Annotated in this window: 20 protein-coding genes and 1 CRISPR repeat array (1 of these 21 only partly in view); of the genes, 16 read left to right on the forward strand and 4 right to left on the reverse strand. The window is 42.1% G+C overall.

All coding sequences use genetic code 11. The features are described 5' to 3' along the window. The first annotated feature begins 1 nt into the window (after nt 1). The 4 genes from OCC_RS02050 to OCC_RS02065 are packed head-to-tail and all read left to right on the forward strand — an operon-like array spanning nt 2 to nt 2635. The gene (locus OCC_RS02050) at nt 2-652 is read left to right on the forward strand and encodes a zinc metalloprotease (RefSeq protein WP_004068265.1); all 651 of its coding nucleotides are present in this window, start codon (nt 2-4) and stop codon (nt 650-652) included. After that, on the forward strand, nt 630-1280 hold the full coding sequence (locus tag OCC_RS02055) for a glycosyltransferase family 2 protein (protein WP_004068267.1): 651 nt from the start codon (nt 630-632) through the stop codon (nt 1278-1280). Before OCC_RS02050 ends, OCC_RS02055 begins: the two co-directional genes overlap by 23 nt. Nucleotides 1281-1289: 9 nt before the next feature. Next, nucleotides 1290-2126: a fumarate hydratase gene (locus tag OCC_RS02060; RefSeq protein WP_004068269.1), complete on the forward strand. Its 837-nt coding sequence runs from the start codon at nt 1290-1292 to the stop codon at nt 2124-2126. Further along, nucleotides 2117-2635, forward strand: a complete 519-nt coding sequence (locus OCC_RS02065) for a FumA C-terminus/TtdB family hydratase beta subunit (RefSeq protein ID WP_004068271.1) — start codon at nt 2117-2119, stop codon at nt 2633-2635. The genes OCC_RS02060 and OCC_RS02065 overlap by 10 nt, the downstream gene beginning before the upstream one ends. Here the strand turns inward: OCC_RS02065 and OCC_RS02070 are convergent. Then, entirely contained in the window at nt 2622-2852 is a 231-nt protein-coding gene (locus OCC_RS02070) for a MoaD/ThiS family protein (protein ID WP_004068273.1), read from the reverse strand. The two genes, OCC_RS02065 and OCC_RS02070, sit on opposite strands and share 14 nt — an antisense overlap. Before the next feature lie 171 nt (nt 2853-3023). On the opposite strand from OCC_RS02070, the gene OCC_RS02075 reads away from it, so the two are divergent. Then, the gene (locus tag OCC_RS02075) at nt 3024-3743 is read left to right on the forward strand and encodes a hypothetical protein (RefSeq protein WP_148290383.1); all 720 of its coding nucleotides are present in this window, start codon (nt 3024-3026) and stop codon (nt 3741-3743) included. A gap of 104 nt (nt 3744-3847) precedes the next feature. Here OCC_RS02075 and for read toward each other — a convergent pair whose 3' ends face one another. After that, a complete protein-coding gene (gene for / locus OCC_RS02080; RefSeq protein ID WP_004066104.1) occupies nt 3848-5713 on the reverse strand; it encodes a tungsten-containing formaldehyde ferredoxin oxidoreductase in 1866 nt (621 codons plus the stop codon). 248 nt (nt 5714-5961) lie between these two features. Here for and OCC_RS02085 point away from each other — a divergent pair, with 248 nt between their 5' ends. Then, nucleotides 5962-6990, forward strand: coding sequence for a radical SAM protein (locus OCC_RS02085; protein WP_004066103.1), 1029 nt, complete (start codon nt 5962-5964; stop codon nt 6988-6990). Nucleotides 6991-7110: 120 nt separating this feature from the next. Beyond that, on the forward strand, nt 7111-7278 hold the full coding sequence (locus OCC_RS12535) for a hypothetical protein (protein ID WP_004066101.1): 168 nt from the start codon (nt 7111-7113) through the stop codon (nt 7276-7278). Here OCC_RS12535 and OCC_RS02090 read toward each other — a convergent pair. Further along, nucleotides 7275-7475 (reverse strand): TIGR04140 family protein, encoded by a 201-nt coding sequence (locus OCC_RS02090; protein ID WP_048874660.1) that lies wholly within the window; start codon nt 7473-7475, stop codon nt 7275-7277. The two genes, OCC_RS12535 and OCC_RS02090, sit on opposite strands and share 4 nt — an antisense overlap. A gap of 89 nt (nt 7476-7564) precedes the next feature. On the opposite strand from OCC_RS02090, the gene pyk reads away from it, so the two are divergent. Further along, the gene (gene pyk / locus OCC_RS02095) at nt 7565-8992 is read left to right on the forward strand and encodes a pyruvate kinase (protein WP_004066098.1); all 1428 of its coding nucleotides are present in this window, start codon (nt 7565-7567) and stop codon (nt 8990-8992) included. Here the strand turns inward: pyk and OCC_RS02100 are convergent. Next, nucleotides 8989-9744 (reverse strand): molybdopterin-binding protein, encoded by a 756-nt coding sequence (locus OCC_RS02100; protein WP_004066096.1) that lies wholly within the window; start codon nt 9742-9744, stop codon nt 8989-8991. The genes pyk and OCC_RS02100 overlap by 4 nt on opposite strands. Nucleotides 9745-9859: 115 nt before the next feature. On the opposite strand from OCC_RS02100, the gene OCC_RS02105 reads away from it, so the two are divergent. From OCC_RS02105 to OCC_RS02140, 8 genes are all read left to right on the forward strand, one after another. Further along, nucleotides 9860-10600, forward strand: coding sequence for an ATPase (locus OCC_RS02105; RefSeq protein WP_048874661.1), 741 nt, complete (start codon nt 9860-9862; stop codon nt 10598-10600). Nucleotides 10601-10612: 12 nt separating this feature from the next. Continuing rightward, entirely contained in the window at nt 10613-11854 is a 1242-nt protein-coding gene (locus OCC_RS02110; protein ID WP_004066092.1) for an MFS transporter, read from the forward strand. A 24-nt stretch (nt 11855-11878) separates the two neighbouring features. Next, complete coding sequence (locus OCC_RS02115) at nt 11879-12880, forward strand: TIGR01177 family methyltransferase (RefSeq protein ID WP_004066090.1); 1002 nt, start codon at nt 11879-11881, stop codon at nt 12878-12880. Between the two features lie 115 nt (nt 12881-12995). Then, a complete protein-coding gene (cytX, locus tag OCC_RS02120; RefSeq protein ID WP_004066088.1) occupies nt 12996-14273 on the forward strand; it encodes a putative hydroxymethylpyrimidine transporter CytX in 1278 nt (425 codons plus the stop codon). A gap of 5 nt (nt 14274-14278) precedes the next feature. Further along, complete coding sequence (gene thiM, locus OCC_RS02125; RefSeq protein WP_004066086.1) at nt 14279-15079, forward strand: hydroxyethylthiazole kinase; 801 nt, start codon at nt 14279-14281, stop codon at nt 15077-15079. Next, complete coding sequence (thiE, locus tag OCC_RS02130) at nt 15069-15692, forward strand: thiamine phosphate synthase (protein WP_004066084.1); 624 nt, start codon at nt 15069-15071, stop codon at nt 15690-15692. The genes thiM and thiE overlap by 11 nt, the downstream gene beginning before the upstream one ends. Then, the gene (thiW, locus tag OCC_RS02135; protein WP_004066082.1) at nt 15689-16174 is read left to right on the forward strand and encodes an energy coupling factor transporter S component ThiW; all 486 of its coding nucleotides are present in this window, start codon (nt 15689-15691) and stop codon (nt 16172-16174) included. Before thiE ends, thiW begins: the two co-directional genes overlap by 4 nt. After that, nucleotides 16171-17511, forward strand: coding sequence for a bifunctional hydroxymethylpyrimidine kinase/phosphomethylpyrimidine kinase (locus tag OCC_RS02140; RefSeq protein ID WP_004066080.1), 1341 nt, complete (start codon nt 16171-16173; stop codon nt 17509-17511). Before thiW ends, OCC_RS02140 begins: the two co-directional genes overlap by 4 nt. A 474-nt stretch (nt 17512-17985) precedes the next feature. Beyond that, nucleotides 17986-19899: a CRISPR direct-repeat array (repeat unit 30 nt); it runs 383 nt beyond the window's last position.

The raw sequence follows: 19899 nt of genomic DNA on the forward strand, positions 1-19899 counted from the left end.
GATGGAGCTTGTTGGATTCGTCCACGTTGGCAACACATTCAACGAAAAAGCAATCGCCGGAGCTTACAGGAGAGTTAACAACTATTTTAAATCAAAAAACCTTCCAATAAGACTTGTTTATCTCGGAGAACTTGAATTGGGCCCTGGTTATCTCGTTAATATCTACACGGACGGTGGGAGTGTTAAAGGGTACCCTCTGGAGGGAATTACCGAACTTTTGCATGCGAAACTTATACATGCCCGAGAAGAGCTTTTTGAGAAGAAGAAGGCAAGGGCGGAAAAGAACAATAGTTCCGAAGAAGAGGTTACCATGAACAAGATATTCGGAATAGTGAACTTCCCCATAGTTTCGAGAAATCCCTACCTGGATTTTTATGAGAAATTTTTGGGGATTCAGCAGAATTTCCACGAACTAAAGGTTATGGTCCTTTCAATAAAACCTTTTGAATCTGAAAACAAGAAACTTTTTGAGGATAGACTTTTCAAGGGGATTTTACACGAAATAGGGCACGCTTTTGGATTAAATCACTGTCAAGAGGACTGCGTTATGAACCCCCCAAAGGTCATTGCCGAATGGGACTTAAGAAGGGACGATTTCTGTGAAAAGTGCTTTTTGGAGCTGAAAAGAAATGTTAGAGGGGAAACGGATTAGCGTTGTTATTCCAGCTTACAACGAGGCAAAAAGAATTGGAAAGGTTCTCTCAAAAATCCCGGAGTTCGTTGATGAGGTTATTGTTGTGGATGATGGGAGCAGAGACAACACTTCAGAGGTCGCAAAAAGTTATGGAGCAAAGGTAATCCGACTCGAGGAAAATCAAGGAAAAGGGGCGGCAATGAGAGAAGGGATCAAGAATGTAAGCGGAGACATTGTGGTTTTTATGGACGCAGATGGCCAGCACAATCCAGAGGAAATTGAGAAGCTCCTCTATCCAATTTTGAGGGGGGAGGCAGACTTTGTTATAGGCTCTCGGCTGATAAAGGCACAAGGAAAAAGACCGCTTATAAGAAAGATAAGCAACTTTCTGAGCACTGGCTTAATAAAGCTCAAGCTGGGTATTGATGTTAGGGACACTCAAAGCGGATTTAGAGCCATCAAGAGGGAATTCCTACCGGAAATAGAGAGCAAAAGATATGAAGTTGAGACTGAAGTTTTAATAAAAGCCGTGAAAATGGGAGCGAGGGTTAAGGAAGTCCCGGTGGAGAGAATCTATGGGGTTGAGACGGGCCATTTCAGGTTTGAAGACGTTTTGAGGTTCATCCACTCCCTTATCAAGTACTGAGGTGAGTATATGGAGAGAGCAATATTTGAAGCGATAAAGCTTGCTGTCACAAAAATTCCCGACGACGTTGTTAAATCCTTGCGAGAGGCCTACGAAAAGGAGGACAACCCAGTTGCAAAGTTCAACCTTGAAAACATTTTAAAAGCCGTTGAAATCGGAAAGCGAGAACGAATTCCGGTATGTCAAGACACCGGAACGGTGACTTTCTTCGTAGAGGCTGGAATCAAAAGTCCGTACTTAAGAGAAATAGAAGAGGTCATAACTTCAGCTCTGGAAAAAGCAACGAAGGAAATTCCTCTAAGACCAAATACCCTTGATGTTCTCACGAACAAAAACGTTGGAAACCTCCCGATTATTCATTGGGAGCTTGCAAAAGGGGATAAAATAAGGATAGCTATTCTGCCAAAAGGAGGCGGAAGCGAAAACTGTTCTGCTTTAGCAATGCTAACTCCTGCGGAGAGCTTTGAAGGTGTAAAGAGGGCTGTTGTTGATAGAGTCAAAGAATGCGGCGGGAAGCCCTGCCCTCCAGTAATAATAGGAATCGGCATTGGGGGGAGTGCAGACTTTGCATTAAAGCTTGCCAAAAAAGCCCTGTTAAGACCCGTAGGAGAGAGGCACAAAGACAAAAGGATAGCAAAATTCGAGGGGGAGCTGCTTGAAGAAATAAACTCCATAGGAATAGGCCCCATGGGGATGGGAGGAAAAACAACTGCTCTAGACGTCAAGGTTGAGATCACTTATAGGCATCCGGCTTCGTTCCCTGTTGGAATTGTTTTCCAGTGCTGGGCGCATAGGAAGGCTTTCTTAGAGATAAGCGCAAACGGAGAGGTGAGAGTATGGCAGTAAAGCTGAGGACACCGCTAACAGAAAGAGAAGTGCTAAAGCTCAAAGCCGGAGACTTGGTTTACCTCTCGGGAGTGATATACACGGCAAGGGATCTCGCTCATAGAAAACTACTAGAAAAAGCCCCCTTTGATTTAAGAGGAGCTGTTATCTATCACTGCGGCCCCATAGTACAGAAAGAGAGCGGAAGATATAGGATAGTCTCCGCGGGCCCAACAACAAGCGCGAGAATGAACAGACACCTCGAAAAAATCCTAAGCATGGGAATCAAAGGCATCATAGGGAAAGGCGGGATGAATCCAGAACCCTTTAAAGAACATAGGGCAGTTTACTTTGCATTTACTGGTGGTGCTGGCTCTCTGGCTGCAAAGAGCGTAAAAAGAGTTTTGGACGTTTACTGGCTTGAGGAGCTTGGAATTCCTGAGGCGGTTTGGGTTCTAGAGGTTGAGGACTTTCCGCTCATAGTGGGAATAGACGCTTTTGGGAACTCCTTATACTCTAACCCCCGCTGAGAACTGGCATGACCTTTATTTCATCCCCTTCCTCAACTACTGCATCTCCTTTTGCAGGCTTGCCGTTGATGAGGATTATCTTGTCATGGAATTCGTCATACCTTGGGATTAGCTCCCTAAGTATCTCATCCACGGTCTTGGGCCTGTCGAGCTTTATCTCAAGCTCTCTAGCTTTGGCAAGATGAGCAAAAGCTCCCATAAGCCTGATTTTCACCATATGCATCACCACAGATACTATTCTCTGTCAGCTGATAAATTTTGTTGTCCTTTTTACTTTGTTTTATTGTTTGTTGTTTTTACTTTTGTCTTTTCGTTTTTTCCAATGGTAAATTATATATAGTTTGAGGGCTTATTACTTATGAAAATTTCCTCATGCTTGGGGGGGCGAATGAGAAAGATAATTGTGCTGGTAGGAATTTTATTTTTTTGTATCCCTAAATTGGTGATGAAAATGAGAAAGAGCGTTATTTGGGTGGCGGGTCTATTGTCCATTTTGGTAGTTGCACTCTTAGGTTACTCTTATGAAGCACCGGATATTCAAAAAATACAATCAAAACTGGAACAGATCCCCACGGAGGATTACATCTATGTAGAAAATGCGACCCTATATGCAGTTCAAAACGCCTCCACAGGCATTGAGCGTATAACTGCTTACCATCTAATATACCTCAAAAAGTCTAAAGGGAAGTATACCTTCAATGGCTCCGTAAGGTACTATGTAAATGGGACTTATAAGTATGGATACTCAATTTATTTTGAATTTTTCGGAGGTAATGTCTCAGGGTACGTAAACGTTAATGGTACAATGTATGACATAAAAGACAAAGAATGGGAAAAAATAACAGGAATAACAAGGGAAGAACTAATACAACGGGAAATATACTCTTCATTCCGGATAGAAAGGTTGAAAATCCTATTAAATGAGTCCAAGTGGCAGCTAAAGCAGAGGAGAGTATTCTCTGGAACTTATGAATTCAAGGGAGTTTATAAGGGTTCTAAGGTCGAGCTTATAACTAACAGCCAAATATCTAAGATAACTATCAACATAGAAACTCCCTACGGATCCAAAATCCACAAAGAACTGATATTAGGGAACAAGTCATCATGAGTATGATTGTCTTACTTGAACTTTTTTCATTTTCTTTTGAAAATCTCTTTTCAAAATAAGAGAAGTCAAGAAGCCCAAGAGACAAAAAAGATAAAGAAAAAAGCTCACTCGAGCTTCGTAACCTTCTCAAGCTCTGGGATGACGAACTCAAGGTTGAGCTCCTTAAGTGTCTCCTTCTTTGGAATACCCCTCTCGTCCCAGCCCCTGAGCTTGTAGTATTCGCTGAGTAGAGCGTCATACTTGTCCTTCTCCAAGTGCTGGCCTTTGTATGGGCCGCTCTTAAGGCCTTCTTTGAACCATCTCTCTGGTGGATAGTCCATTTCTCTGCTCCAGTTGCCGTTGAATTCCCTAACCCAGTATGCCCTCATGAGAGCATAAACCCTATCGGCTGCCTTGTAGAGGTCGTCCCAGGTGTACTTGACGCCGGTTATTGCTTCAAGAAGCTTTGGATAGTAGTCCAAGCTTAGGCCAACTTCAACCCATGGCAATCTACAGGCAGTGAGCATCTCAAAGAGGCCACCTCTAAGTCTCTGGAGCTCGATAACCTTTGCGGCCTTTTCTGGGTCGTAGGTTATCTTGTACTCAACTTTCTGGGCCTTTTCGCCTTCAATTGGTGCGGTACCAATTTCCCATGCAATGACCCACGCTTCCTTGTGGTGAGCACCGATTGAACTAGTTCCATATGCCAAGGCCATTGCCGGATAGATGTAACAGTTGTAACCGCTGACCTCAAGACCTTTTACGTGCATTGCAAAGTCCTTGGCACCGAGCTTTTCGCTCATCACTTTGACACCCTCGGCTGCAAGGTTTCCAAGTTCACCCCTTCTGTAGGCTATGTCCAATGCAAGCTGCTTGGCCTTCTTGAAGTCACCAAATTCTGGAGCATCGTCATCTTTTATTATGCCCTTCTCCTTAGCTTCCATCACGTAGGATATCGCGACTCCCAGCGAGATTGTATCAAGGCCCATCTCGTCGGCAATTCTGTTGAGAACTGAGACCTCGTTAAGCTTTCCTATGCCAAGGTTTGAACCCAATAGGGCGACGTTTTCATAGTCCAGCTCACTCTCCTGACCTTCAGCATCAAGAACCACGTTTCCACAGGGCATGTTACAGTATGGACAGCCCCTCTGCTTAACCTTCATACCTTCCATTGTGTAGCCGTCTATTGAGCGGGCGAACTCAAAAGAGCCGTCGCTGAAGTTCCTCGTCGGCAAGGCGGAGTTCTCATTTGTCCATTCCACAGCGGCCATCGTTCCCTGTCTGTGCCAGAACGGATAGCCAGGTGAGTTGAGAATTGCATCGTAGGCTTCTTGTGAAAGTTCTTTAAGCTTCTCCTTGTCCGCAACGGGAATTTCCTTGGTACCCTTGATAACTACCGCCTTGAGCTTTTTGCTTCCCATTACTGCACCCATACCGGGTCTTCCGGCAGCCCTTCCTTCCTGGGAGATAACAACGGCATACTTAACGAGGTTCTCTCCACCGGGACCTATGCTTAGAATTCCGACGTTTTTGCCGTGTATCTCTTTGAGTTCCCTTTCAGTTTCAAAGGTGGTTTTGCCCCAGAGGCCCTCAGCACTCAAAATGCTAACGTTATCATCCTCTATGTAGATGTAAACCGGCTTTTTGGCCTTACCTTCAACAACGAGCGCATCATAACCGGCTTTTCTTAAATGCACAGTAGCCATTGTTCCAAGGTTCCCATCACCATAACCGCCTGTTAGGGGGCTCTTAGCAGCTATAACCATCTTTCCGCCGCTTGGGGTTGGAAGACCGTTGAAAGGACCGGTGGCAAATACAAGCTTGTTCTTTGGGCCAAGAGGATCTACGTTCTTTGCTTCGTTCCAAAGAATCCAGGCTGCTAGACCTCTACCACCAATAAAATTCTTTGCAACTTCCGGAGAATATTCCTGCACCCAGACTTTGTTGTTAGTTAAATCAACCCTTAGGATTTTTCCCCACCAGCCTTTCATAGAAGACCACCAGAGTTCATTAATGCTTGAATTTTAATAAAGGTTTTGGGTTCATAAAATAGTTTACTTTTAGCAAATTGTGAAAACAAAGTTGTTTACAAAAAACATTTCAAATAAGTTTTCTTATTTATCAAAAGGTTTCGAAAAATTTGCAACAGATGGCTGATTTGGTTCGTATGAATTCGATTACTCCATAAAACCACAAAAGAATTTAAATAATCTCAATGATCAAAACACAACTGATGACCATGTGGTTTGAAATTAAAAGGGCAAAAGATGCATTACCGCATTACTTTTCAATCTTAAGCGGAGAAGAAAAGCCAAATTTCTTCTATTCAAAGCAGGTAGAGGTTAATTTCGGAGAAGATGAGGACCTTGAGAGTCTGTGGGAAACACACGAAGAAGGCATGGAAAAGTTGAGAGAGAACGATTTAAAAGAGAATCCCAAAAAGAGTCTCCTCGATTTAAAAGCCCTAATAGCATATAAAATGCTTGAAAGCTGTGAGCTGTGCGAGTTTAAATGCCACGCAAATAGATTTGAAGAGATCGGCTACTGCAGAGTGAAAGAAAGTTTAGTGGCGAGTGATTTTCTCCACATAGGGGAGGAGCCGGAGCTTGTGCCGTCTTATACAGTCTTTTTTTCCGGGTGCAACTTTAGGTGCGCCTTCTGTCAGAACTGGGATATAAGCCAATACCGCGTAGGCTTGAGGTATTCCCCCAAGGAGATGGCCGTTAAGATAGCGGTGGCATATGCTGAGGGGGCAAAGAACGTTAACTTCGTTGGTGGCGAGCCAACTCCAAATCTTCCTTTTATCCTTGAGACTCTAAAGTATGTCAAAGTTCCGATTCCGGTAGTGTGGAACTCCAACATGTACATGAGCGAAAAAAGCATGAAACTTTTGGATGGGATTGTCGATGTCTACCTTGGGGACTTCAAATGGGGTAACGATGAAGATGCACTTAAATACTCAAAAGCTCCCAGATACTGGGAAACAGTTACAAGGAACTTTTTACTAGCTAAAAACCACTACAAAGCCGAGTTTTTAATAAGGCATCTTGTAATGCCGGGTCATTTAGAGTGCTGCACAAGGCCAATTTTAGAGTGGATAAGCGAAAATCTCGGCAGGGACGTTAGGGTCAATGTAATGTTCCAATACCGTCCAGAGTACAGGGCCCATGAATATCCCGAAATTGATAGAAGGCTCACAAACGATGAGATGCTTAAAGCGGCTGAACTTGTAAAAGAATTCAGATTAAAGAACGCGCTGGTGGGATAAATGCAGGTTACATCTGGAGTTTCCGCAAAATGGGTTTTAATTCTTTTTCTGCTGTTTTTCATTCTCTTCGGCTTGAAAACACTCTTAGAAGAATATTTGGAACGAAAAGGGGGAAGATAGATGCCCATTCCGCTGAGAGAAGTTACAGATAGACAGCTTGTAGGAGCAATACTAAGCTTGGTAGCGGTTTATCTAATCTTTCGCATCTATACCGCTTGGTACTCCAAATACCTGGAGAAAAAGGAGAAAGAACTTGAGGAAAACGAAAAAATTGGAGAGCTTTACTAGCCTCCCGCCCTAGACTTCATCAAGACGTTCATGAACTTCTCGATTTCCTCGTTGCTCCCATCAATGATTATCTCCCATCTGGGCATTCCAAAATAGGCATCAGCTTCTCGGATTTTTATATCAACCCTCGCCTTGGAACCCTCCTTGATTTTAAGAATCTCCTCGGGGGGAATTGCGGTTATCAGTTTTCTTCTCATGAAGAAAGTTAAGAGGATGGCTTTAAAATATCTTTCGAATTCCAAAAAACTTAATTAATTCCAGATGGAAAAAGAAAATGGTGAGAGAAATGGAGCTTCCCTCTCATAAGACAAAGATAATTGCCACGATAGGGCCGGCTTCTAAGCAAAAAGAGACCATAAAAAAGATGATAAAAGCCGGAATGAGTGTTGCGAGGATAAACTTCTCCCATGGAACTCTTGAAGAGCATGCAAAGACCATTGAGACAGTGAGAGATGTCGCCGAGAAATTGGAAAGGAGAGTCGCAATTTTAGGCGATTTGCCGGGATTAAAAATGCGAGTGGGAAAGATAAAGGGGGACTCAGTGACTCTAAGGAAGGGAGATAAAGTTGTGCTCACGACGAGAGATATTGAAGGCGACGAAACAACTATTCCAGTTGAGTTTAAAGACTTACCAAAGCTGGTTTCAAAAGGTGATACCATATACCTGAGCGATGGCTACATAATGCTGAGGGTTGAGGAAGTCAGGGAAAATGAGGTCGAATGTGTTGTAGTTAACGGAGGGATACTGTTCTCCCATAAGGGGATAAACATTCCAAAAGCGAATCTCCCGATAGAGGCGATAACTCCAAGGGACTTTGAGATAATAGAGTTCGCAATTGAACATGGGGTAGATGCCATAGGTCTATCTTTTGTAGGTTCGGTGTATGATGTGCTCAAAGTAAAGAGCTTTCTTGAAAAGAAAAGTGCAGATCTCTTCGTGATTGCGAAAATAGAGAGGCCTGACGCAGTGAGGAACTTCGATGAAATTCTAAACGCTGCTGATGGAATAATGATAGCGAGGGGAGATCTTGGCGTTGAAATGCCGATTGAAAAGCTCCCTATAATGCAGAAACAGCTTATAAAAAAGACCAATTTAGCAGCAAAGCCGGTAATAACTGCCACTCAAATGCTCGTCTCAATGACCACCGAACGGATACCAAAAAGAGCAGAGGTAACAGATGTCGCGAATGCGATACTCGACGGAACTGATGCAGTGATGCTCTCCGAAGAGACCGCCATAGGAAAGTACCCCGTTGAATCGGTGGAAATGATGGCAAAGATAGCTAAGACAACGGAGGAATATAGGGAATCCTTAGGTTATTCCAGATTGCGCGCTTGGATTGACTCGTTACCAAAAAGAAGCACTATAAAAGAAGCGATAACACGTAGTGTTATAGATGCTCTCTGCGCCATAGACATAAAATACATCCTAACCCCCACAAGGACTGGGCTAACTCCAAGGTTAATATCCCGCTTCAAACCAAAGCAATGGATCTTAGCTTTTTCAAGCAGTGAGAGGGTCTGCAACAACTTAGCCTTTTCCTATGGCGTTTATCCATTCTGCATGGATGAGAACTTTAACGAAAAGGATATAATAATGCTGGTAAAGGGATTGGGAATAGTCAAAGAAGACGATACAGTGCTTTTAACAGAGGGAAGACCAATAGGAAAGACCGTGGGGACAAATACAATGCGCATCTTCCAGATCCCTTAAACCTCCTCAAACCTTATTCCCTTTTCCTCCATGAATTTCTTTGCTCTTTCAATTTCCTCCTCTGATTCTCCAAAGAGAATTATCCCAATGTATTTTCCAAAGCCCTTTGGAGATGAGTGTATCTTTACCCTGAACTTGCTCAACGTTTCATTTAATATTGGAGCAAGCTTTGATTCGTCCGTTATCTCTGCTAGAAGCTTTTTTTGAATGAACACTCTCCTTCCAAGTCTGGGAAGCACTTCGTTTTCAAGCATTGCCTTCATTTCTCTTGGCAGTCCGGGGAGGACAAATATTTTTGTGTTCTCATAGCTCAAAAAAGCGCCCGGAGCGGCCCCAACGGGGTTGTTGAGCATCTCGGCTCCCTTTGGGAGGTACGCCATCTTTTTACGTGCCTCATTAATTTCTGGATCATCTATAAAGCCCTTCTTATAGAGATCCAAGTAAAATTCCTCAATTCTCCTGAGGGCATCCTCCCTTAATTCCAATTCAACGCCAAGAGCTTTGGCAACTGCAATCATCGTAACATCGTCGTGTGTTGGACCTAACCCTCCAGCTATTATCAGGACTTCTGGCTTTCGGGAGAGAGCCTCTCTGATCACGCTTTTTATGTCCTCAACATCATCCCCAACGGTTGTTATTCTCTTTACCCAATATCCCCTTTCCGTGAGCTTTTGAGCTATAAACGCGGAGTTGCTGTCGATGGTGTTGCCGGTCAGCAGTTCATCTCCTATGGTGATTATCTCAGCAAACATCTTCACCACCGTAACTCAATTGTGCTATCTAAAATTTAATCTTTCGCTCCAGTTGGAGATGGAACAAGCAAGGAGACAGAAATCCTTTAAAAGCATATATCTAAACCCATTCACGATGATAAAAGCGGTAAAAGACGACTTTGTTAAGTTCTATCGTTTACACCAAAGCCTTGAGGCCCTCGAGCGGGTTAGGGGAGAGATTAGTGAAGAAGCTTACGAGAGATTAAAAGCCCTCGTTTATTACAGACTTTACGGAAGGGAATTTAATAGAGATAAAATCAAAGAAAAAATTGCTTTGGCTTTTTCAATGGGTAGTGACAGTACGGCATCGCTTTTAATCCTTAGGTGGGCAGGATTCGATGTAGTTCCGGTAATGGTAAGACTCCCTCAAATGAGGGATGTAATACTCCTAAGAGCCCAGGAGTATGGGGCAGTTTTTGTTGAAGTTCCAAACTATGCCGAAGTCATAAGCTCTCAAATACAGAAAAGGGCTCCAATCTGTGGAAAATGCCATTCAATGATAATGGAAGCGGTTAAGAACTATGCGAGAAAAAATGGAATAAAAATAGTAGCCTCCGGAGACCTGCTCAGCTTTGGAAGTATTTCAATTTATAAAGAGGGAGACCTAATAAAGCTGAACCTTCCAGCCTTTTTAGCCCTCGATAAAAGGGAAGCAATAAGCATACTTGGCAGAAAATACGCATTGGGCTTTGGGTGTCCTCTGTGGAAGAACGCCACCAAAAGTGCGCCGATTTTAAAACGCTTTGGTATTCAGAGGGTATTGAGGGAGCTCAGGGCAGGAGCGATAGACAAGGAGATAGCAAATGCCCTCATCAGAGACATCCTCAAAAATTGAGGAGGTAAGAACATGAAGCGGGAACGTTCTCTGCTTCAAATCATTAGAGAGCGCACTGCAAAAATCTCCATAAGAAAAAAGAGAAAAAGAAACCTCCTTCTTCTTGCAATTTCAATGTTTTTGGCAAATATAAGCTGGGGAATAGCCTTCCCATACCTCGGGGTGTACATGAAAATTCTAGGAGGGTCGCTTTTTCTTGTCGGGCTTTTGAGCGTTGCTTTCAATTTAACCTCTAGCATAGCCCAGTATCCTTTTGGGTATCTTTCTGATAGAACCGGGAGGAGAAAGCCGTTCATAGCGTTTGGAATATTCTCTTCAGGTGTTGCGTACCTTTTTGTAATATTTGCCACAACTCCATCCATGCTCCTCGGGATAAGAATTCTTCAGGGAGTTTTAGGCTCTTCACTTTTCCCCGCTCATACGGCCTTTATTTCCGAGCTTTCGGTTCTGGAAAAGGTGGGTTCGACCTTTGGTTTCTTTAACTTCATTGAAAATATAGGGTACATGCTGGGCAACTTTCTAGGGAGTGGGATAGTTAAACTCCTTGGCATCAAAAGCGCTTTTGTAATATCAGCTGTAATATCAATTGTTTCAGCCGGAATTGTGATGCTCATAGAAGAAACTCCCCATCAACCTTCACGTTCCAAGCGATTAATAATTCCGCAAGAAAGCAGAGAGAGCGAGAGGGTTATTTTCGAGGGCAACGCTTTTAAGAATCTTTTAAAGGGCAAACTGGGCATCTTTTACTTGTCTGTTTTGTTTGCAATGGTAGCATCTGGCCAAGTTTACTCCGTGCTCTCTGTATACTTTGAAGAAAGATTTGGGAGTCAATGGGTTGGAATTCTCTTTGGTGTTGATTCTCTGGCAGCAGCATTAGGTGCCCCATTCATAGGGAAAGCCATTGATAAAAAGGGCGCGAAAAAGATCTTCATTTTATCACTAGTGGGCTACATGATAGTGTTCTACGGATATGGCATAATCGCAACCATTTATTCAATGATAGTTCTCTCCATCCTTTCAGGAATAAAATGGTCGGCCTTTATTAGTGCCTCATCTTCTTATGTGGCATTAAACACAGAAGATAAGATAAGGGCACAGGCTATGGGAATGCTAAATACGATGATGAGCATTGGATGGGTTGTTGGGCCTTTAATAGGAGGCTATCTAAGTGGAATAAGCTTTAAAATTAACTTCCTCTCTTCGTTGATACCACTCACCCTGGCACTCATTCTAATTCTCATTCCAAAATCTTAAAAGCCCTTAAAAGAAGGTGTCTACATGCTCTACGTCGAGATACTTGGGAATCTTCCAGAGATGGCTCAAGGTGAAGTTAGGGCGTTGCTAGAAATGGCTAGTCCAGAGTTTAGGATCATAGAAAGAGATTACCTTTTTCTTGCCCTTAAAGGAGATAAAAAGGCGTTTCCCCTCCTCAACAGACTTGGCTTAGCACATGAATACGGCGAGCTTTTGTTCTCTGCTAAAAGCTTGGAGGAGCTGTATTCAAAAGCAGAAAATGTCAAATGGAAAAACTACATCAGGGGAACTTTTAAAGTAGATAGAGAGACAATGGTAAACTGTTCCCATTTAGTAGAGAACGTTGAGAAGAAATTGGGGGCAATAATATCAAAAAGAGGGTTCAAAGTGAATCTAAGCTCTCCCGAAACATTAATCAGAGTTTACTGTGGAAAAAAGCTTTGGGTTGGGATTAGAGAGAGATTTTTTAAAGCAAAGCCGTTTAATGAACGAAAAGCTGATCAAAGGCCGTTTTACAAACCTATAGCTTTGCCTCCAAGAGTAGCGAGGGCAATGGTTAATCTGGCAAGGGCAAAAAAAGAAGTTCTTGATCCTTTTATGGGCACTGGTGGAATCCTTATCGAAGCGGGTCTTATGGGTCTAAAAGTCTATGGAGTTGATCTGAGGAGAGACATGGTTGAAGGCGCTAAAAGGAATCTGGAACATTATGGAGTCAAAAACTACGTTTTAAAGCAAGGAGACGCTACGAAACTTAGAGAGCTCTTTCCTGATAAAACTTTTGAGGCCGTTGCGACAGATCCACCCTATGGGAGCTCTGCCACTCTCGGTGGGAGAAAAAGAGAGGAACTGTATAAAAAAGCCTTATCAAGCATATATGATGTCCTTGACGGCTACTTAAGCATAGCGTTTCCTGCTCAGTTTAATGCAGAGATAGTAGCTGAGAAAATTGGGTTTGAAGTTTTGGAAAAATACTACCAGAGAGTTCACTCTTCTTTGGATAGATATTTTTACGTTATGCGCACCTGAAGCATCTTTCTTGAAATCCGCCACGTGTTCTTCTTTTTCTTCTTTTACAACTTGATTTTAAATTTCAACAAAAAGGTTATAAAAGGTTGGAGGATTAAAAGCTAGAGGTGGAAACATGGAAGGGTACGATATAAGGCCTGTAGAGAAGAGTAAAAGGACATTTACCCCCTTGACGATCTTTGCAATATGGTTCGGAGCAGGAATAAGTATTGCAGAATTCTGGGCAGGAGCATTGCTAACTCCAGCACTTTCACTTGGCATGGCTATACTGGTAACAATCGTCGGACACATTCTTGGAAATACAGTAATGGCCCTAATAGCTCTCGAAGGTGAGGAAACAGGACTGCCAACTATGGTGCTCTCAAGAGCCCCCTTAGGGATTAAAGGTTCGATTTTACCATCGGTCTTAAACTACCTCCAGCTTATAGGGTGGACGGCAATAATGCTCATAGTTGGGGCAAATGCAATGAACGCAGTGTCAAAAGTCTTCGGTTTTGAAAGCTATGCCCTCTGGGTAATCCTCTTAGGCATCCTCGTTACTGGATGGACGTATATAGGGCCAAAGAACTGGGAAAAGCTTGAAAAGATAGCGGCCTTGCTTTTACTTGCATTAAGCCTGTGGCTCACATACGTTACACTCAAGAGATTTTCTCTAGAGGAGCTCCTTTCCAAACCCGGAACTGGAGAAATAGGCATTATGCTTGCCCTAGATCTGGTAATAGCGATGCCCCTTTCATGGGCACCGTTAATAGCGGATTACTCAAGGTTTGCCAAGGATAAAAGCTCAGCCTTCTGGGGAACATATTTAGGTTACTTCATATCCTCGAGCCTGTTCTACTTTGTTGGAGCCCTAACCAACATGGCAATTGGTGAAGGAGATCCAATCGGAATCATAGCAGCTTACGGCGTTGGAATTCCAGCTATGCTGATAGTCATCTTCTCTACGGTCACTACAACATTCCTCGACGTCTATTCAGCGGCAATAACCTACAAGAACATCTCACCAAAAGCAGATGCAAAGAAACAGGTACTTCTAGTTGGTTTCCTTGGAACTCTATTAGCCCTTGTTTTCCCAATGGAACAGTATGAAAGTTTTCTACTACTTATAGGTGGGGCATTTGTGTCTTTAGCGGCAATAATGGTAACTGACTACTTCCTTGTAAGGAAAACCTATGTCCCAGAGGAACTGCTTGATGAAAACGGTCCATTTGCTGGATACAACTTAAAGGCGATAATAATCTGGGCGATAGGATTTGCGTTCTACATGGGTTTGGCTTTAGAAGGCCTCTTTGGACTTCACATTCCGGTTTTAAGTGAACTCGGCTTCAGACTTGGCTCTAGTATTCCAACATTCCTCCTTGTAAGTGCTTTGTATTATTTGCTTGGGAGGTGAAAGAAATGGAATGGATTGGTAAAGATTTGGAAAAGCTTAGAGAAAAGAAGCCTTTAGTGCACAATATAACCAACTACGTCGTTATGAACACCACTGCAAACGCCCTCCTAGCTATAGGAGCATCTCCAGTAATGGCCCATGCAATAGAGGAACTTGAAGAGATGATAGCCCTAGCAGATGCGCTGGTTATAAACATTGGAACCCTCGATGAGCATAAGATATACTCAATGTTTAAAGCCGTTGAGATAGCCAAGGAGCTCAAAAAGCCTGTAATCCTTGATCCCGTTGGTGCCGGGGCAACAAAGCTGAGAACAAAGACCTCTCTAAAACTGTTGGAGGTAGGAGATATAAGCGTAGTCAGGGGCAACTTTGGAGAGATAGCAGCTCTTTTAGGTGAACACGGCAAAACTAGGGGTGTAGATTCAGCAGTTTATGATAAAGAAGCTGCAAAGGACTTAGCGGAGAAAGCGGCTGAAGAATTCAACACAGTGACAGCAGTCACTGGGGCTGTGGATTACGTAAGCAATGGCAAGAGAACTTACGCTATAGAAAACGGAACTCCCATGCTCGGAAGGGTGACGGGAACTGGATGTATGGCTACTGCAATAATAGGGGCGTTTTTAGCGGTTGAAGAACCTTTGAAAGCATCTATAGCAGGACTAACAACCTTTGAAATTGCTGCAGAGAAAGCCTTTGAAGAATCCCCGTATCCGGGAAGCTTTCACATGAAGCTCTACGACTGGCTCTACAGGATTGATGGAGCGCTCATAAAGGAGAGAGCTAAGGTGAGGGAAATTGAACCTTAGAAAAAAGCTGAAGCTTTATGTCATCACTGATAGGAGGCTAAGACCAGAGGTAGAAAGCGTCAAAGAGGCATTAGAGGGTGGCGCAACCTCCATTCAACTGAGGATAAAAAATGCCCCAACAAGAGAAATGATAGAGATCGGTAAGGAAATAAGGAAGCTCACAGAGGAATATGATGCTCTCTACTTTGTGGATGATAGGTTAGATGTGGCTTTAGCAACAAACGCAGATGGAGTTCAACTGGGTTCTGAAGACATGCCCATCTCAATTGCCAAAGAGATAGCACCCAATCTAATCATAGGTGCCTCCGTCTACAGTTTGGAAGAAGCCCTGCAAGCGGAAAAGGAGGGGGCAGACTATTTGGGGGCAGGTTCTGTCTTTCCTACTCCTACAAAGAAGGATGTCAAGATTATTGGCATAGAAGGGCTTAGTAGAATAGTGGAATCGGTAAAAATTCCCGTGGTGGCAATAGGGGGCATAAAACACGAAAACGTCCGGGAAGTTCTCAAAGCCGGAGTAGATGGGATTGCTGTGATATCTGCAATAATGGGGGCAGAAAACGTAAGAGAAGCCACTGAAAGAATGAGAAAGATTATAGAGGAGGTTATCGGATGAAGGCTGAAACAAAGACACAAAAGCTCGCTTATGTAGGTATTTTCACTGCATTGGGAGTAATTCTAGGCACGATTTCTTTTCCAGTTGGTCCAACAAAAGTCGCTCCTTTCCAGCACTTTATAAACGTAATAACGGGAGTCCTGTTAGGCCCCTGGTGGGCCTCTTTAACGGCACTTTTCATAGGGATACTGAGAATGTCTCTAGGAGTGGGCACGATATTCTCAATTCCCGGTGGAATTCCAGGAGCTTTTATGGTTGGTTTGGTGTATAAGATAGGAAAAAAGGACTGGGCAGCATTTAGCGAGCCCTTTGCAACTGTTTTTATAGGAGGGACCCTAAGCTCCCTTCTCTTTGGACCCCTTATAAACGTCCATAAAGGTGTTGTGTGGTTTTGGATAGCCTTTGCTCCCAGCACCCTTGTTGGAACGACTCTTGGTTTTCTAACCCTCAAAGCCCTAAGAAAGATGGAGGTGATAGAATGATTAGAAAAGCTTTAACAATTGCCGGCAGTGATAGTGGAGGGGGAGCCGGAATAGAGGCAGATTTGAAAACCTACTCCGCTTTTGGTGTTCACGGTTTGGTTGCAATTACCTCAGTAACAGCTCAAAACACTCAAGAAGTAAGGGCAATCCACGATGTTGATCCAGAAGTTGTTGCAAAGCAAATAGAGGCAGTTGCCGATGATATTGGAGTTGATGCCGCAAAGACCGGAATGCTGAGCAACGCTGAGATTATTAAAGCCGTTGCAAAAACGGTGAAAAAATACAGCTTTCCCCTCGTGGTGGATCCGGTAATGATAGCCAAAAGTGGAGCGCCCTTGTTAAGGGAAGACGCAATGGACGCTTTGATTGAGAAGATAATTCCCCTTGCAAAGGTTGTAACTCCCAACAAGCCAGAAGCTGAAAAGCTGAGCGGAATAAGGATTGAAAACCTTGAAGATGCAAGAAAAGCCGCAAAAATCATAGTGGAAGAGCTAGGGGCGGAGAGTGCAATAGTTAAGGGGGGACATCTAGGATTAAGTGAAGCTGTGGATGTGTTTTATTTTAACGGCGAGTTCAAGGAATACAGAGCACCGTTTGTTGATGGTTGCACCCATGGTACCGGATGTTCTTTCTCTGCAGCAATAGCGGCAAATTTAGCCAAAGGAAAGGAGCTTGAAGAGGCAGTTAGAATAGCGAAGGAATTCATCACAATGGGGATTTATTATGGAGCAAAAATAGGTTATGGGCACTGTCCCGTTAATCAGAATGCCTGGATAGAGATTCCAGCTGAAAAATGGAGAGTTTATGAGTCCCTAAGAAATGCCATTAAGGAACTTGTAGCGATTGAAAATCTTCCTCAATATGTTCCAGAGGTGGGCATGAACTTTGTCTACGCACTGCCCAGGCTGTATGCAAGGAGCAAAGATGATGTTGCCGGAGTCAAAGGAAGGATAGTAAAGTTTGGAAGTGCTGTAAAGCCGGTAGGAGGAGTGGAATTTGGAGCCTCCGATCATCTGGCAAGGGCTATTTTAACATATATGAACTTCTTCCCCGAAACCAGAAGTGTGCTAAACCTAAAATACAGCGAAGAACTGATTAAAAAAGCTTCTAACTTGGGACTTAGAGTATCTTTCTACGATAGAAGGGAAGAGCCAGAGGAAATAAAAGCCCAAGAAGGAGGCACCATTCCCTGGGGAATAAGAACTGCTATTGAAAGAATAAACGGCAAACCCGACATAATTTATCATCTCGGAAACTGGGGCAAAGAGGCAATGATCCTAATATTTGGAGAAACCCCGCAGGTTGTATTGAGAAAACTCAAAATGCTTATCGAATAGTCCCGTATCACGTTTAGCTTTTCCTTTTTTGGGTTTTCTTTCTTCTGGTGGGCCAGTTTTGATGTTAAGGCTCTAAGGTTGCTCTGGAAGCCTTTAGTAACTGAAAGTTACTATCAGACAGAGAGTTATAAAATTTTGAGGTTTTTGTAACGAAATTTTTTCGGAATTTTGAGCGGAAGCTCCTCAGGAATCCTTTGATATTTTCTCCTCATGAAAATTCGACCATTTTTAGTTCAAAGTGTTTTTATTAGCTTATTTTTGGTTTAGGCTTTTGTTTTGTCTCTGGAAGTCTTGTGAACATTTTTGTGCATGAAAGAAAAGTAGTAGGTTCAGGTGAGTGAGTGCTTTGAAGTCTTTTCTAGTGGCTTGGATTCGAGCCTTCTTATGGCTGTTTTATTGACCCTTTGTGGAAAGGCTTATAAATTTCAAGCTCTCTAATAGTTTTGTAGGGGATTTAAAGGAAAATTCGCCCCTGTTCCAATAAGACTTTAAAAGAATTGAAATTAGAAAGAAAAGAGGTCAGTGATTTTGTTTCAAGTATAAGTTCCAATAAGACTTTAAAAGAATTGAAATATATTAAAGATTCCCCTACCGTTAACCCGTCTAAAAGTTCCAATAAGACTTTAAAAGAATTGAAATTCATTAGCCAGATAGACACCATAGAACACCTAAAAACGTTCCAATAAGACTTTAAAAGAATTGAAATGAATTCGAAGTTTTAGTCGTAAAAGACAAAGAAGAAGGTTCCAATAAGACTTTAAAAGAATTGAAATTCAACGAACCAACACCATACACCACGAACGTACCCCTGTTCCAATAAGACTTTAAAAGAATTGAAATCACGTGATAACATAGTCCCCGCGGCGGGGTCGTTAAATAGTTCCAATAAGACTTTAAAAGAATTGAAATTTTCCATACAGTTGACCGGGAATTCCCCCTTATGTTAGGTTCCAATAAGACTTTAAAAGAATTGAAATTTTCTCGAAATTGATTTTTAAGCCCACGTGGGCGTAGTAAGTTCCAATAAGACTTTAAAAGAATTGAAATAATAAATTCTACTACTTCGTCAAGTACATTTTACAAGTTCCAATAAGACTTTAAAAGAATTGAAATCGAATTTTCGGGCGTATTCTTCTATTAGCTCTATCACTGTTCCAATAAGACTTTAAAAGAATTGAAATTATTTTATGGCAGTGACTTAATAAGCGTTAGGTTTTGCCGGAAGTTCCAATAAGACTTTAAAAGAATTGAAATTGATAAACCCCCCTGTATTTGCCGCCCCGAACCGGTGGTTCCAATAAGACTTTAAAAGAATTGAAATTAAAATACATTGACCTAGAACTTTTAAGCATGCTAGAAAAGTTCCAATAAGACTTTAAAAGAATTGAAATAAAATAACGGGGTTCACGTGAATGTTTAGCCCCTTTTGTTCCAATAAGACTTTAAAAGAATTGAAATATTGCACCCGTATTATTTCCCTTTGTGTCGTCCATGCTTCGTTCCAATAAGACTTTAAAAGAATTGAAATTTATTTAACCCATTTAAACCCATTTAATACGGCTTTTCGTTCCAATAAGACTTTAAAAGAATTGAAATATGGGTGCCGGGAATCAATGAAAACTTAAAAATCCAGTTCCAATAAGACTTTAAAAGAATTGAAATTTAGAATAGTGTACACTTTTTAACTAAAAAATGAACGGTTCCAATAAGACTTTAAAAGAATTGAAATAGCGACTTCTCAATGGACACGCCCGTCGCGAGGTTCGTGTTCCAATAAGACTTTAAAAGAATTGAAATCACTACTTCGGTCACTTGATCAGAGAGCCATTCTGCAAGTTCCAATAAGACTTTAAAAGAATTGAAATGTGTTTTTGCGATGTATTCAATCTTCATGCGAGTAAATGAGGAAAAGTTCCAATAAGACTTTAAAAGAATTGAAATACTATCCCGCTTTGTGAGGTTTTAGACGCTACGAACTGTTCCAGTTCCAATAAGACTTTAAAAGAATTGAAATTCATGAAACTCATCACCATAATGAAACTTAGTTTCATTGTTCCAATAAGACTTTAAAAGAATTGAAATTTCACTTTAACCACCACTTGATGCCTAACCTCTTTACGTTCCAATAAGACTTTAAAAGAATTGAAATCCCATTACCCCTCCTTTGAATGTCACGCTCTCGAAGGGTTTTGGTTCCAATAAGACTTTAAAAGAATTGAAATAATTTCATTAAGGTTCTCATCGTATTTTTTGATAATAAGTTCCAATAAGACTTTAAAAGAATTGAAATAAGTCCTTTTGCTAATGCGATAGCTTCGTTTACCTTCTCGTTCCAATAAGACTTTAAAAGAATTGAAATTTTTTTTGTTAATTCCCTGAAGATAATTG

It is taken from the genome of Thermococcus litoralis DSM 5473, from assembly GCF_000246985.2.
In the GTDB taxonomy this organism is placed as follows: Archaea; Methanobacteriota_B; Thermococci; order Thermococcales; family Thermococcaceae; genus Thermococcus_A; species Thermococcus_A litoralis.